The following is a 13061-nucleotide window of genomic DNA, read 5'->3' as shown; positions in this document are numbered from 1 at the left end:
TCAGGATCGATCTGCCCGATCACACCATCAGGCTGTGCGACGGCGGCCGGATCGTGTGGGGCGCGGAGGTCTATCGCGCGCGCGATCCGATCTATGGCACGCTCGGCTCGATCGAACCGCTGTCCGAAGGCGCGGGCGACGAATTGCCGCCGCTGGACATGACGCTGCTGCCGCCATCCAGCGCCTCGGCCGCCGACCTGGTGCAGCCGGCAATGCAGGGCAGCCCGATGAGGCTCTGGCTGGCCGAATACGATGTCGAGACCGGTGCCGTGCTCGGCACGCCGGAGCTGCGGTTCGACGGCGAGCTTGACCAGGCCACGCTGTCGCTAATGCTCGAGCTGGGCCTGACGGTGATCGCGGCGGCGGCGCGGCTGTTCGAGCTCAACATCGGCAATTCGCTGTCGCCGAGCTGGCACAAGTCGATCTGGCCCGGCGAGACCGGCCACGACAACGCCACCGGGCTGGGCCGCCCGGTCGCCTGGGGTGTCGACGCGCCGATCGGCACCACCGTCAGCACGGGCGGCTATGGCCCCGCCTCGGGATACGATCGTGTCTGAGTCCGGGTCAGAGCTGGTGCGGCGCCAGACCGCGACCGCGCGAACGATGGCCAGGTATCGCGCCCGGCCGTTCGACTGGCGCAAGTCGATCACCTGCGTGCACATGGCCCGCTTCCATCTGCGCGCGATGGGGCACCGGCCCGAGCCGCTGCCCGCGCGCGTGCGCAGCGCGATCGGCGCGCGGCGCGCGCTGGATGAACGCGGCTGGAAGAATGTCGCCGAAATGCTCGACGCACTGCCGGGGCTGCAGCGGATCGCGCCGGCCATGATGCTGCTGGGCGATATCGTGGTCGCGGCGAGCGACGGCGACGACCTGGGCTCGATCATGATCTGCGCCGGCCCACAGAAGCTGATCGGCTGGCACGGGGCGGCGGAAGGCATGGTGGTGATCGACGTGCCGCTCGACCAGCTCGACGGGGCCTGGAGGGTCTAGCCGCCATGTCGAAGACGCTTCGGACCATCGGCATGATTGTCGGTGCGGTGGCGCTTGTCGCCACCGGCGTCGGCGCGGTCGCCGGCGGCACGATCATCGGCGCGACGGTGGGCGCAGCCGGGTCGGTTGCCGTCACGCTGGGCTCCGTCACCTCCACTATCGCCACTATCGCCGGCATCGCCGCCGGCGCGGCGCAGATCGGCGCGCAGCTGCTTTACAAGCCGCCGCCGGCGCGTGGCGGGGTGACGCAGATCCTGATCGCGCCGGACGCGCCGCAACCCTACGTCATGGGCGAGGGCTATTTCGCCGGCGTGCTGCGCCACGACTGTGGCTATGGCGCGGACCTCAAGAAGGTTCCCAACCCCTACCGCTTCCTCCCCTGCGTCTATTCGGGCGGCGGGCCGATCGAAAGCATCACGCCCTGGGTCGACCAGGGGCCGGTTTCGAGCTGGTATTCCGGCTTTCTCTATACCGACACGCAACTCGGCGCGACGCCCGAGGCCAATGCGCTGGCGCCGCAGTTCGCCGGCGCGCCGGGATGGACCAGCGCCAGCAAGCTTTCGGGCCAGGCGGCGATCGGCTGGAGCCTGAAGTTCGACAAGGACGGCAAGCGCTTCGCCTCGGGCCTGCCGCAATTCGGGGCCCACGGGAAGTGGGTCAAGGTCTATGACCCGCGCAAGGACAGCACTTATCCGGGCGGTTCGGGCAGCCACCGGCTGGGCGATGAGAGCACTTACGAATGGAGTGAGAACCCGGCGCTGCATTCGGGCACTTATGCCTACGGCCGCTTCCAAAACGGCAAGCGGGTGCTGGGCATGGGGCTGCCGGCGACGGCGATCGACTGGCCCAGCGTCGTGGCCTGGGCAAATGTCTGCGACGCCAATGGCTGGACTATCTTCGGCGTCGTGTTCGAGCCGATGCCGGACACGCGCTGGCCGAACCTGAAGGATATCGCGGCGGCGGGAGGCGGCCTGCCGATCATCGCGAACGGGCTGCTCTCGTTCAAGTATTCGGCGCCGCGCGTCGTGCTCGATACTTTCACCGAAGCCGATCTTGCCAGCAGCGATGCCAACGTCACGGCAATGACGAGCCGCCGGCAGCGCATCAATACGATCGTGCCGAAATACCGCTCGGCCGAGCACAACTGGGAGCTGATCGGCGCGATCGATCCGGTCAGCGCCGAGATCTACGTCACCGAGGATGGCGAGGAGCGCAAGGCCGAATGGCCGTTCAACCTGGTCAAGGACAAGGACCAGGCCGCGCAGCTCGCCGCCTATGTCATCGCCGACGCGCGCGAGATGCAGCCGATCACGGCGACTTTCGGCGTGCGCGTGCGCCACTATCGCCCCGGCGACTGTGTGCACCTGACGATTCCCAGCCTCGCGCTCGATCACGACGTCGTCATCCTGACGCGCGAGTTCGATGCCGCGCAGCTGACGACGACGTTCACCTTCATGAGCGAGACCGCCGCGAAGCACGACTGGGCGCTTGGCCGCACGACGATCGCGCCGCCGACGCCCGGGCTCAAGCAGACCGGCCAGGAGCGCGACGAGCAGGCGGCGGCAGCGGCCAAGCCCTATGGCTGGCAACTGGCGATCATCCGCACCGCCTCGATCAACAACCCGCGCGATGCCTCGGACGTTTCGAGCTACCTGCTCACCGCGACGACCACCGATCCGGGCGGTGTCTCCACGATCGTGGTCGCCCGGCACGACTGGGATTACCCGGACGGTACCGAGGACGTCACGCGCGAGACGGGCACGATCACCGGCCTGGCGCCGGCGACGCTCTACCACGTCTACTTCGACGACCCGGACCTGACCGACACCGCGCCGACCTATCACGCCACGACCGACCCGGCCGAGGGCCTCAATTCGAGCGACTATCCCGATCGCCACCCGCTCGGCCGGATCACCACGCCGGCGATCGGCGCGGGCCCGACGCACGGCGGCGTCCCGCCGGGCTATGGCTATGGCCCGCTGACCGAGCTGCCCAGCGACTTCAACAGCTTCAACAATCGCAACGGCGCGGCCATCCCGACGCCCAGCACGCCGACCGATGGCACTTGCGTCGATCATTCGCTGAACGACAACGGCAGCGCTGATATCTCGTTCGAATGGATCTGGGGCGGCTCGGAAGCCAGCATCGACGGGTTCGAGGTGCTGCTGTTTTCCGGCGATACGAATGTGGCACACAATCCGGGCACGCTGCCGGGCCTTGAAACCGTCTACATCGTGCCGGCGAACAAGCGCGCGTGGATCATCCAGGGCGTGCAGCCGACGAATTACTACACCTTCGCCGTGCGCGCCTATCGCGATGTCGATCCCGACATCGATGCCAGTGGCAAGATCTATTCGTCGTGGAAGAAATCGACCGTTGCGGGCGAGAACCCCTATCGGCCCAGCGCGAACACCGCCGTTGCCGCCGCCGTGCTGATCAACGGTACCAGCGCGGCGAACGTCGCCAGCGCGGTGGGCAACTTCAACAACCGGAACGATCGCCTCGCCACGACGCCGCCGACGTGCACCTTTGCCGCCGACGGCACCTGCATCGACCACACGATCAACGGCAACGGCACGGCCGATATCTCGTTCGAATGGATCTGGTCCGGGACCGAGGCGGACATCGATTATTTCGAGGTCATGATCTATCCGTCGGCATCGTCCGGCGCCTACACGCCTGGCGCGACGCCAGCGCTGGAACAGCGATCGACCCACCTTCCGGGCACGCGGGCGCTGATCGTCCAGGGCGTCTCGCCCACGCGGTATTACACGTTCGCGGTGCGCGCGGTGCGCGTCGTCGACAGGGACGTCGCGGCGGCCGGGATGATCGCGGGAGCCTGGGCGAAATCGACCGTTGCCGGCGAGAACCCCTATCGGCCCAGCAGCAGCATCGCCTTCACCGGCGACATCACCGGCACGATCAACGGCACCACCGCCGCGAATGTCGCGACCTGGTCGGGCTATGCGCAACTGGCGATCAACTCCGACGGCACGATCAAGGACGGTCTGGTCGGCGAAGGCGCGATCATTCCCGGCGCGATCAACCTGGCCGGCTATGCCATGGAAGGCACCACGCACGAGCTGACCAGCGACGGCGAGACGACGGCAAGCTCGGCCTTCGCGGCCGGCGCGATCGCCGTGCCGGCCGCGGGCGTGATCACGCTCAATGTCTCGGCGGTGATCCCTTACGAGATCATCGTCGAAGATCCGGTGCAGGACGGCGAATACAGCCTGACGCTGACCATGGTGCTCTACCGGAACACCGGGTCGGGCTGGGGCAGCGGACTTTACGAAACCGCGCCGATCATCGTGTCTGACGTGTGGCAGGCGGCGGACGCCGCCGGCTTCAAGTCGCTCGGCCGCAAGACGCACAAGATCGAGTTCCAGTTCTCGATCTACAGCCTGCCGGCGCAATGGGCGCTGGGCTGGCGCGTGACGGCGGGGCCGAACAACCGCGGCAACCTCTACCAGCGCTGGTTCAAGATCGACAATCCGAGGGCATTGCAGTGATCGCGGCCGATGGCTCCGACCAGGGCTGGATCACCGTCTATGACGCGGCGTCGGGGGCGATCCTCTACAACGCCGTGCCGCGCCTGCCGCTGGACCAGATCCTGCTCAACCCGGGCGAGGCGATCACCGCCGGCCGGCATGACGGCGCGACGCACTGGATCAACCCGGAGACGCGCCGGGCGAACCAGCGCCGCGCCGCCCAGGTCAAGGTGCAGGCCAACAGCGTCACCGGCATCCCGGATGGCGCGACCGTCATGGTGCGCGGCGTGCTGGTCGAGCCGGTCGATGGCGCGGTGACGATCGGTGTCGAGCTGCCCGAGGCGGTGCCGGTGCGCATTCGCGGGCCGCGCATCGGGACACTGCACATCGAGGTCGCCTGCGAGCCGGGCGAGGCGCTGCCCGAGGGGCCCGGCACGATCGTGCTGGCGCAGGACTACGCCCGGCTGCGCCGCCGCGCCTACGCCGCCGCCGGCCTGACCGTGGAAGCGATCACGTTCGCCCAGATCGACGGCGACGCGGCCGAGCTGGCGCGCATCGATGCCGCGCGCGCCGCGATCAAGGCGCGCATTCCCAAAACCAAGAAAGGTTGAACCATGGCGACATTCACCAAGCTTCCCGGTTTCATCGAGCATCAGGCCGAGAAGGTGCACAACCTCGAAAGCGATACGCTGACGATCGCGCTTTCGAACACCGCGCCCGGATCGGAAGGAACGCCGCCCAACGGCGCCACCGCCGCCTGCGTCCTCGCGAACGTGACGCAGATCAGCTACACCCACCTGTCGTCACGCGTGCTGACCGTGACGGGTTCGGCGCAGTCGGGCGGGACTTACGCCCTCGCCGTGAATGATCTGGTGCTGACCGCCTCGGGCGGCAGCGTCGGCCCGTTCCGCTATGTCTATATCTACAACGACACGCCGACTTCGCCCGCCGATCCGCTGATCGGCTATTACGACTACGGCTCCGCCATCACGCTGGCCGATGGCGAGACTTTCACGGTGGATTTCGGCGCGAACCTGCTGACGCTCGCCTGATCGCGCCATGGCCGTCGTCTTCCTCACCGCCGCGAGCGGCAGCTGGACCGTTCCGGCCGGCGTCACGAGCGTGCAGGTCGAATGCCTGGGGCCGGGCGGCGTGGGCGCGACACGTGGCGGCGGCGGCGGCGGCGCCTATGCGAAGAAGAACAGTCTGGCCGTCACGCCGGGTGGCAGCGTCAGCTTTCAGGTCGGCCAGGGCGGCAGTCAGTCGGATACCTGGTTCTCGTCATCCAGCACCGTCAAGGCCGATGCTGGAAGTAACGCGCTGGGCAATACGCTTGGCGGGCGTGGCCTTGCATCGAATTCGATCGGCGATGTCACTTATGATGGCGGCCAGGGCGGTGGCGGCGCATCGACCGGCGCGGGCGGTGGTGGCGGTGCGGCTGGCCCTGACGGGCCCGGCGGATCGGCCGGCAATGGCCATTCCTCAACCGGGCAGGGCGGTGGCGGCGGCGGCGCCAATGGCGGTGGCAACGGCGGGTCCGGCACGATCAGCGCCAGCGGCGCGGGCGGCACGGGGCCCACCGGCACGGCCGGCGGTACGGCGCCGGGCGGCAACGGGTCGCAGGGATCGGGCGGCGCGGGCGCGTCGGGCGCCACGCCGGCAGGCAGGAATTCGCACAACGCTGAATGGGATGCCTCGCACGGGTGCGGCTCGGGCATAGGCGGTTCCGACACCGCCAATGGCCCGACAGCGGCCGGCGGCGCCTATGGCTTCGGCGGCGGCGGCACCAGCGGCACGCCTACGTCGCCCGGCAACGGCCTGATCGTCCTGACGTACACGGTGCTGAACCAGTACACGATGGTCGCGCAGGCCGGCGGCTTTGCCCTGTCAGGTGGCACGGCCGGCCTGCGGGCTTCGCGGCACCTGTCCGCAGGCGCTGCGACATTCGCGCTCGCCGGCACCGCTGCGGGCCTCACGGCGCATCGCCAGCTTGTGGCCGACGGCGCCGCTTTCGTTCTGACGGGCGGGCCGGCCGGCCTGCTGGCCTCACGCCGGATGGCGGCCGCGAGCGGGGCCTTCACGCTGGCCGGCGCCGACGTCGCGTTCGTCAAGACCGAGATCAAGAAGATCACGGCCGAGCCAGGCGCCTTCGTGCTCGCCGGATCGGATGTGCGCTTTCACCGATCGGCGAAGGCGAGTGCCGGCGCATTTACGCTGGTGGGCGGCGACGCCACCCTCACGCGCCGGCACCACTATCGCATGACGGCGGACGGCGCGGTGTTCACGCTGACCGGCGGCAGCATCGCCTCGCCCGCGATCACGCCGGCCGGCCGGCGGCTGGTGCTGCCCGCCTCGCGGCTGGCGCGGCGCACGCTGCCCCATCCGATTTCGCGGCTCTCAGGCCGCAGGCTTGCGGGGTAAATATGGCCATTCCACCGACCGCCGCCACCTTCGCGGACGCGCTCGATCCGATGGAGGAGATGGATTTCGTCTATCCGGCCGGGCCCCTGCTCGAAGAGGGCGAGGAGATCGCCAGCTACACGCTGGCGCTGCGCCCCGAGGCGATCGCGCTGGGGCTGACCATCATGACCGGCGGCGGGCGCGATCCCGCGCTGATCGAGGGCAGCACCGCGATCCTGTTCTGGCTGGCGATCGACGACGACTTCAAGACCGATGCCGCCTTCGACGGCACCGGCACCAGCCTGCCCATGGAGGTGACATTCGTGACCAATTCCGCCCCGGCGCGCACGCGCCAGCGCACCATCCTGGTCCGCGTGGTGCAGCAGTGACCGCGTCACCGACGTGGGCCGTGGAGAACGGCCGCCGCGCTGAAGTGACGTTCGGCCCTGTCACGCGCGTGGCTGGCATCCGCGACAGGCCCGACGGGACGATGACGATCGCCTTCATGGCCGATTCCGCCCGGCTGCGCGATCCGAAGACAGGCACCGTCGCCGGCGAGCCCGTGACCGTCCTGTCGATCAAGGCCAGCGACCCGAAGACAGGCGGCGTCGCCGGCATGGTGCTGATCACCGCGCGCGCGATGGGGGCCGAATAATGGACCAGATCGTCAATTACGTGCGCGGGCGCGGCGAGAGCATCGCGATCGCGGTGATCGATGACGAGGCCATCGCGGGCGTGACCGTCGCGGCGGCCTGGCTGAAGCGGCTGGTCCCGGGAGAGCGCGTGCTGACCGAGGTGGCCGTGCCGACCGTCTCGTTCGACGTCGCGTTCCGCGCGGCGACCGAGGACGTGGACGAAGGCTGGACCTTCTCGCTCGATCCCGCCGCCTCGGCCGCGCTGGAGATCGGCTATTACCAGCTGGGCTGGTCCGTCACCGATGGCGGCGCCGTGGCCTTCGGCCCGACCGCCACTGTCCAGATCAGGGAGATCTAGCATCATGGCCACGCGCAGACTCGCGCTTGTTCCCGATCCGCCGGCCAGCGACCCCGCGCCGGCCGCGATCGTCGGCCCCCGGGGCCCGAGCTGGTCGCTGGGGGCATTCGCGGACGATGAAGCGGCCGAGGCGGTGGCCATCCTGCTGCCGACCGGCCTGCTCGACGGGCACAGCTATCTCAACACGACGACCGGCAAGACGCGCGTGCGGGTCGACGGCGCGTGGCAGGATCTGGACAAGGACGCGCAGGACGCCGCCACGGTGGCCGGGACGCTTCTCACCCAAACCCAGGCGGCTCGCGATGCGGCAGTGGAAGCGGCTGGAGCCGCCGCCAGCGATGCCGCAGCGCAGGTCAGCGCGGAACTGGAAGCGGCGGTCAGCGAGGATGCCGACCGCGCCGAAGCGGCGGCTGTGGCCGCAGCAGACAGCGAGGCAGCCGCGGCAGGCCGTAGGATCACTTCTGGCGAGCAAATTGCAAACGCTTTCTGGCACGAACAAGCCAACGGCGGGGCCACGCTCTCCAGCCATCTCTTCACCATCTCGGCCGCGAACACCGGTGCGTCCTCGTTCCAGTCGGGCTACTCTGCGCCGTCTGCCGAATTGTTGGCCGCCGCCATCGGCAAGACGGTTCGCATGACGGGCGTGTGGCAGGTCTCGGAGAATTTTCTCACCGAAAAGCCCTTGAGCCCTTCCAGTTATCTAGGGAGGGTCGTTCGGGGCGGCGTGTCAACAAAACTCGATAGCACGAACGCCACGCACATCTCGACAGTACAGAGCGGCACACTCCTGACCCGCATTGTGGAGGTTGACATTGGAGCGACGGACACGGCATGGGGGCCGGGCATCCAGTTGCTATCGAGCGATTTGGCTAATAACGATCACACCTTCCAACTTGTCTCGACCGCATGGGAGATCGCCTCAGACCCATCGAGCGCCAGCACTGCTATGGACGATCTGGTACAGGCGCGGATTGAGACTCGCGGCAAGTCCGCCGAGGCGTTCACCCTGATCGATCAGGGTAATTTGCTAGGCACAGATGACGTCGTCCGCGACCTCACAGCCGGCGCACATGGTGCGACCGTGTCCGGCGACACACTGACAGTGCCGGCCGGGCAGACCGGTTATCAGGGCTTTATCCGGTATCGCTACAATTTCGCTGGCGCGGAAAATAGCGGCGCCCGTATCCGGGTCCAAATGCGGCTGCTGCGCTCGGCATCGTTCACGCGCTCGTTGACTGCGCACATGCAGGTCAAGCTACTCGCGAGCCAGGCAGTATCGACGCGCGACGTAATACCCGCCGCCACCGTACAGGATGGGTCGTACATTACTTACACGTTCGACTACGACGTGCAGGGCGACGAGGACGAGCTTCGGCCCTATGTAATTATCAACAATACTGCGGCGCCCGCGTCAGACGAAACGTTGACCTGCGCAGCATGGCGGATCGGCACGATCACTAGCCCTGACGCCGACAGGCAGGCGGTCCAAGACAATCTCGATAAGCTGATCGCCCGCCTGCATGCTGAAATCATGACCGCCACAGTCCTGCCCACTGCATTTCCAACCGAGTTCGTGACGGTCAAGCCGTCCGGTGGCGATTACACGCACCCGAAGCTCGCTCTCGACGCAATCGCGGATGCAACTCCGACCAAGCGATACGCTGTTCTCGTCTATCCCGGCGACTATACAGGTTACGCCGAGTGGCACACCAAGGACCATGTCGACATCATCGGCATCGGTAATCGCGAGGACATCGTGATTTCCTACGCCAACGACAATTCAGCGTCGGCTGCGACGATCACGAACACCTCGCTGTTATGGCTGGATACCACGACGCGGCTGATCAATCTCACGTTGGAAATCACAAACGGCCGCTACACGATCCACCTAGAAACGAACGGAAACAAGTCGAACTCCGAGCAGTGGATCATCAACTGCCATGTCCGCCACCATGGCAATGACGATGCAATCAATAACGCATGGAACAGTCAGCGTGCCGTGGGATCTGGCACTTCGCCGGGCCAGAGGATCTATGCGCGAGGCAGCTATTTTCGAGGCCACAAGGGCTCGTTCAATATCCATGGTCCGAACAACATCGAGCTTTACGATGAGCCATGGTTTGCGGATATTGAAGGCAACACGTTCGTCAGCGACGATCCGACCGTGGCCGACTGCTTTTTTCGCAACATCTCAATCGGGGCTGGCGATTATATTCGGTTCGTCGGCAACACGCTGGCGTTGATGTGGTACGGCGCTGAGGGCGAGTGGGATAGCTTCTCCGTAGATCCTGAGGCCCGGCGTGATCAGTTACGCGTTTTTGGTCACAGCAATTCAGCCTTTGGCTTTAAAAATCTCATTCCGATCGGTGCTGGTGGCGAGGGGTATACCGGTGATTTCACCGGCGCAGGTGGCGTTGTGACGGTTCTATAATGCAAATCGGCGACACGGCCACGGCCAGCAGTTCCACGCCGACCGCGCAGTCCACCCGCTGCGCCGCGCGCGTGGCTGCCATGATCGCGGCGTTCGGGGCGGAGCATGTGTTCGATGCCCTGCCCAACTTGCAGGGCCTCAACGATGGCAGCGCGGACGATCTCAACGACGTGGCGGCCGGGCTGGTCGCCAGCGGCAAGATCGCCGCGCTGCGACCCACAAGACAAACATCAACATCTGAGCGGAGTTCGGAGATGAACGAGCATAACCTTGCCACCGAAGCGGTGGCCGAGGCGGTAAAGGGTGCGCCGCCGATCGCCGTGGCCGGCGCCGGCCAGGCGGGCCTGATCGACTGGCAGACCTGGGTGCTCGTGCTCACCGCGATCTACCTGGTCATGCAGATGGCCTACCTTGCCTTCAAGGCGTGGCGCGAGTTCGCCGTCGGCGACCTGGACGGCTGATGGCCGCACCCGGGCCCGGCCCGTCGCCAGCGGTGAAGGGCGGCATCTCCGCCGCGCTGCTGGCGATCCTGGCGACGGTGTTCGCGATCGAGGGCGGCTATGTCGATCATCCGAACGATCCCGGCGGGGCGACAAACCATGGCGTGACCGAGCAGGTGGCGCGCAGGCACGGCTATGCCGGCGACATGCGCGTGCTTCCGAAGCATTGCGCGGGCGCCGATGATATCTGTGCCGATCGCATCCTGGTGCGTGACTATGTCGAGAAGCCGGGGCTGGCACCGCTGGTGGAGATCGAGCCGGCCGTTGCCGAAGAGGTGATCGACAGCGCGGTCAACTTCGGCCCGGCGCGGCCGAGCCGCTGGCTGCAGCTGTCGCTCAACGAGCTGGGCGGCGCGGACCTCTCGGTCGACGGCAAGGTCGGGCCCAGGACGATCGAACGCTATCGCCATTATGCGCTGACCGCCGGCGCCGGCGGCTGCGTCGCGATGCTGGACGCGCTCGATGCCAGGCAGGCGGCCGAATATGCGCGCCTGGTGCGCGTCAATCCCAGGCTGAAGGTCTTCTACCGGGGCTGGATGCGATGGCGCGTCGGCAATGTCGATCGCGCCAGGTGCTTCGATCGGCGGTGGTGGGAGCCGGCCGCGTCCACGAAAGGAACCTGATGCCCGACTTTTCACAGATCCCGGCGCGCCTGATCGCGGGCGTGGCCGCCGGCGTGATCCTGCTGACCGCCATCCTTTGGATCAGCCACGCGATCGGCTCGGGCGCGCGTGCCAAGGTCGAGGCGCGGCTCAACGCCAACCAGGCCGACGCCGCGGCCGAGAGTGGCCACGACGCGGTCGAGACGCTGGGAACCCAGGCGGCGGCCGAGGACGCGGCCGACGTCATCACCGGAGAAAATGCCGATGCGATTCATTCCGCTCCGGGCGCCAACGCGCCTGTTGCCGCTCCTGTTCGCGACGCTGGCCTGCGCGGCCTGTGCCGGCGCGCCGCCTATCAACGCAACCCGCAGTGCCTGCAGCTCGCTCCTGCCCGGTGAATGGCGCGCGGGCGTGCCGGGCGCGCCGCTGCCCGGCGGCGAGACGGTTGGCGACTGGATCGCCTTCAGTGACGCGCAGACGGCGCAGCTCGACAAGTCGAACGATCGCTATGGTGCGGCCGTCGGCATCGTGGAGCGCTGCGAGGCGCGCGACCGCGAGGCGGTGAGGCGCAGCAGGCCCAGGTTTCTCGGAATTTTCTAGGAGGTTGGAATGACAATCAACGACGCGTTCGTGGCGTTCTGCAAGGCGATGGGCCAGCCGGTCGATCCCCGCAGCATTATCGAGCCGCTGGCCGCGCAGCTCTATGCCGCCGGATTTCGCCCGATCACGGGCGGGGCCATCCCCGAATGGGCCTACATCGAGTACGTCGGGCGGCAGGAACTCGACCAGTGGAATTCCACCGGGAAGCTCGACGCGCAGGGCGGCGACTGGGAGGCCGCCAAGAAGAAGGGCATGGGCCCGCAGTTCACGATGCGGCTGATGATGGCGCGCGGGCCGATCCAGTTGCCGATCGAGCGGATGCGCCTAGCGTTCTTCGGACTGCGGATCTGGCCCGACATGTTCATGGCCGAGGCGGCGCGCATCCTGCAGGCGGCTGGCGCCGCGCCGGGGATCGACAAGACGGCGGTCGCGGCCGCGCTCGGACAGATAGAAGCTGGCGCGACGGCGCTGCGCGAGGCGGTCGACCAGACGCTCACGTGATCACAGCGCCGGCAATGACCAGCGCGATCAACACGGCGATGATCGCTGCTTCGGCCCTTGCGCTCATCCAGGCGGTGGCAGATCGAGGCAGTTCGCCAGACCTTCGATGAGGCCCTGGATCAGGACAGCCTCATCGCGGGTCAACGCTATCGTTTGCGCTTCGACATCATCGAGCATGGCATTCAGCAAATCCGCCATGTCGCGCGCCGCAGCGCAGAGCAACGCTTTGTGCATAAGGTTCGTCCTGCCAGAGAGCCACGATCATGCGGTAAAGCAGATGATCGGCCAAGGCGAAGCATCGGAGGCGAGACGCGCACCGCTCGCGTCGAGCCGCAAATCCGGGGGTATCGCCGGGGGTATCGCATCGATCGCGCTTGGCGGCTGACGGCGGAATTATGCCAATATGCCAGTTGATCGGGGCGGAGGGGTTATCCGCCGCGAAAACCCATCAGCGCGAGCTGTTCGACGACTTCGCTGACCAAATCATCTTTGAAGCCCTCGGGATTGAACCCGATGCCAAGGATAGTTCTACAGGATGCCTCAGGGCAGATGA

Annotated in this window: 17 protein-coding genes; 16 read left to right on the top strand and 1 reads right to left on the bottom strand. The window is 67.1% G+C overall.

Annotated elements, in window-relative coordinates; genetic code table 11:
• From PYV00_RS24155 to PYV00_RS24085, 15 genes are all read left to right on the top strand, one after another.
• Positions 1-557 (top strand): hypothetical protein (locus tag PYV00_RS24155; RefSeq protein ID WP_275230891.1); only part of this gene is annotated, 557 nt, incomplete at its 5' end.
• Complete coding sequence (locus tag PYV00_RS24150; RefSeq protein WP_275230890.1) at positions 550-990, top strand: DUF6950 family protein; 441 nt, start codon at positions 550-552, stop codon at positions 988-990. The genes PYV00_RS24155 and PYV00_RS24150, both read left to right, overlap by 8 nt.
• Before the next feature lie 5 nt (positions 991-995).
• On the top strand, positions 996-4502 hold the full coding sequence (locus PYV00_RS24145; protein ID WP_275230889.1) for a DUF7359 domain-containing protein: 3507 nt from the start codon (positions 996-998) through the stop codon (positions 4500-4502).
• Positions 4499-5092, top strand: a complete 594-nt coding sequence (locus tag PYV00_RS24140; protein WP_275230888.1) for a hypothetical protein — start codon at positions 4499-4501, stop codon at positions 5090-5092. The genes PYV00_RS24145 and PYV00_RS24140 overlap by 4 nt, the downstream gene beginning before the upstream one ends.
• A 3-nt stretch (positions 5093-5095) precedes the next feature.
• On the top strand, positions 5096-5533 hold the full coding sequence (locus tag PYV00_RS24135) for a hypothetical protein (protein WP_275230887.1): 438 nt from the start codon (positions 5096-5098) through the stop codon (positions 5531-5533).
• A 7-nt stretch (positions 5534-5540) separates the two neighbouring features.
• Positions 5541-6902 carry a hypothetical protein gene (locus PYV00_RS24130; RefSeq protein WP_275230886.1) on the top strand — a complete coding sequence of 454 codons (1362 nt, stop codon included), beginning with the start codon at positions 5541-5543 and terminating at the stop codon, positions 6900-6902.
• A gap of 2 nt (positions 6903-6904) precedes the next feature.
• Positions 6905-7270, top strand: a complete 366-nt coding sequence (locus PYV00_RS24125; RefSeq protein WP_275230885.1) for a hypothetical protein — start codon at positions 6905-6907, stop codon at positions 7268-7270.
• Positions 7267-7536 carry a hypothetical protein gene (locus tag PYV00_RS24120; RefSeq protein WP_275230884.1) on the top strand — a complete coding sequence of 90 codons (270 nt, stop codon included), beginning with the start codon at positions 7267-7269 and terminating at the stop codon, positions 7534-7536. The genes PYV00_RS24125 and PYV00_RS24120 overlap by 4 nt, the downstream gene beginning before the upstream one ends.
• Positions 7536-7874, top strand: a complete 339-nt coding sequence (locus tag PYV00_RS24115) for a hypothetical protein (protein WP_275230883.1) — start codon at positions 7536-7538, stop codon at positions 7872-7874. Before PYV00_RS24120 ends, PYV00_RS24115 begins: the two co-directional genes overlap by 1 nt.
• A gap of 4 nt (positions 7875-7878) precedes the next feature.
• Entirely contained in the window at positions 7879-10305 is a 2427-nt protein-coding gene (locus tag PYV00_RS24110) for a hypothetical protein (RefSeq protein ID WP_275230882.1), read from the top strand.
• Positions 10305-10766 carry a hypothetical protein gene (locus PYV00_RS24105; protein ID WP_275230881.1) on the top strand — a complete coding sequence of 154 codons (462 nt, stop codon included), beginning with the start codon at positions 10305-10307 and terminating at the stop codon, positions 10764-10766. The genes PYV00_RS24110 and PYV00_RS24105 overlap by 1 nt, the downstream gene beginning before the upstream one ends.
• A complete protein-coding gene (locus PYV00_RS24100; RefSeq protein WP_275230880.1) occupies positions 10766-11428 on the top strand; it encodes a glycoside hydrolase family 108 protein in 663 nt (220 codons plus the stop codon). The genes PYV00_RS24105 and PYV00_RS24100 overlap by 1 nt, the downstream gene beginning before the upstream one ends.
• Positions 11428-11805 carry a hypothetical protein gene (locus PYV00_RS24095; RefSeq protein WP_275230879.1) on the top strand — a complete coding sequence of 126 codons (378 nt, stop codon included), beginning with the start codon at positions 11428-11430 and terminating at the stop codon, positions 11803-11805. The genes PYV00_RS24100 and PYV00_RS24095 overlap by 1 nt, the downstream gene beginning before the upstream one ends.
• A 13-nt stretch (positions 11806-11818) precedes the next feature.
• Positions 11819-12007: a hypothetical protein gene (locus PYV00_RS24090; RefSeq protein ID WP_275230878.1), complete on the top strand. Its 189-nt coding sequence runs from the start codon at positions 11819-11821 to the stop codon at positions 12005-12007.
• A gap of 9 nt (positions 12008-12016) precedes the next feature.
• A complete protein-coding gene (locus tag PYV00_RS24085; RefSeq protein WP_275230877.1) occupies positions 12017-12508 on the top strand; it encodes a hypothetical protein in 492 nt (163 codons plus the stop codon).
• A gap of 63 nt (positions 12509-12571) precedes the next feature.
• On the opposite strand, the gene PYV00_RS24080 is transcribed toward PYV00_RS24085, so the two are convergent.
• Entirely contained in the window at positions 12572-12706 is a 135-nt protein-coding gene (locus PYV00_RS24080; RefSeq protein ID WP_275230876.1) for a hypothetical protein, read from the bottom strand.
• Between PYV00_RS24080 and PYV00_RS24075 the strand changes: the two genes are divergently transcribed.
• Positions 12705-12893: a hypothetical protein gene (locus PYV00_RS24075; RefSeq protein WP_275230875.1), complete on the top strand. Its 189-nt coding sequence runs from the start codon at positions 12705-12707 to the stop codon at positions 12891-12893. The genes PYV00_RS24080 and PYV00_RS24075 overlap by 2 nt on opposite strands.
• Positions 12894-13061: the final 168 nt, after the last annotated feature.

The organism is Novosphingobium album (ex Liu et al. 2023) (assembly GCF_029076845.1).
Classification (GTDB): domain Bacteria; phylum Pseudomonadota; class Alphaproteobacteria; order Sphingomonadales; family Sphingomonadaceae; genus Novosphingobium.
The sequence above is the reverse complement of the archived record's forward strand: the minus strand, read 5'-3'. Positions and strand labels throughout refer to the sequence as shown.